This window comes from Mesorhizobium sp. WSM3626 (assembly GCF_000513935.1).
GTDB lineage: Bacteria > Pseudomonadota > Alphaproteobacteria > Rhizobiales > Rhizobiaceae > Mesorhizobium > Mesorhizobium salmacidum.
This window is the reverse complement of record NZ_AZUY01000107.1, coordinates 1-1077: the sequence shown is the minus strand read 5'-3', so window position 1 is coordinate 1077 and position 1077 is coordinate 1. Positions and strand designations below refer to the sequence as shown.

The window sequence follows — 1077 nt, the reverse complement described above, 5'->3', positions numbered from 1 at the left end:
TCATCCGTCTATGCCGCCACAAAGGCGGCGTTTCTCAACCTATCCAAGACGCTCTCCAGCGAACTCATGGATCGCGGCATTCGCGTCAATGCAGTTAGCCCCGGCCCGGTCGAGACGCCGCTTTACGACAAGCTCGGGATTCCGGACGCCTATCGCGCACAGGTCAACAAGGACATCGCTGGATCGATCCCCGCTGGCCGTTTTGGAACACCGCAGGAGGTCGCCAAGGCCGTCATCTATCTCGCCTCTGATGAATCGGCGTGGACCATCGGCTCGGAAATCATTGTCGATGGCGGTCGGATGCTGAATGGCTGACCGAAGGCGTCGCGTCGGTGCCTTCGAAGCTGCCAATTGCGAGCTGAGTGGCACTGTCACTCACCTCGCAAGGAGGCGATACCATGGGAAAGTGTCACGACATGATCCTTTTTCGTATGAGCTAAGGAGGCGTCCTGCGCACCGCTTTCGACATCGGGAGGGCGGGCGCGCGTTCACCGATGATGATGAAAGCGGCCATGGCGCCCGCGCCGGCGATGCGCAAGGAATGGACGACGCGTCATCCCTGAGCGAGTTTTGAGACCGCGTTGACGTCGAAATAGTCGCGCCAAGCGACAATGTGATCGCCTTCAATTTCGTAAATTCCCATCAGGGTCATCCTTCCGATCTATCTGCCGTCAGCGCGTTCAAACCGGTCCAGCCGCTCTGTCAGCACGCGGTTCCCGTCGGCTGCAATGGCGAGCATGTCGATGTGAACGGTAGCGATCCTCATGGATTTCTCGAGCTCGTTGATCATCCCGATCGCTTCTTCAATACCGGTGGTGGCGGAAATGCCGACGTTGACCCACAGCGTCTTAGGTGTGAACCACCGCCGTATAGCGGGCCTACCGCGACCCTCGGAATAGGCGGCGCAGAAATCAGTCACGACCTCAATAGGTGTCGCCATGTTAGAATTCCTTCGTTGATATGGTGGGGGGCGACAACCCCAGTCCACCCTTGAAATGTACTAGGGCGTAGTGACGATTTAACGGGTTGGGATTCCCAAGGAAGGGCAAATCAGATTCAACGCTGATTTTTGGAGGT

General features: G+C 57.6%; 1 protein-coding gene and 1 pseudogene. One reads left to right on the top strand and one right to left on the bottom strand.

From position 1 onward, the window contains the following. Positions 1-315, top strand: a 315-nt coding sequence (locus tag M653_RS0131115) for an SDR family oxidoreductase (RefSeq protein ID WP_027146778.1), incomplete at its 5' end; no start/stop codon positions are given. 238 nt (positions 316-553) lie between these two features. Here M653_RS0131115 and M653_RS1000000134865 read toward each other — a convergent pair. Then, positions 554-940, bottom strand: a pseudogene (locus M653_RS1000000134865) (limonene-1,2-epoxide hydrolase family protein). Positions 941-1077 lie beyond the last annotated feature (137 nt).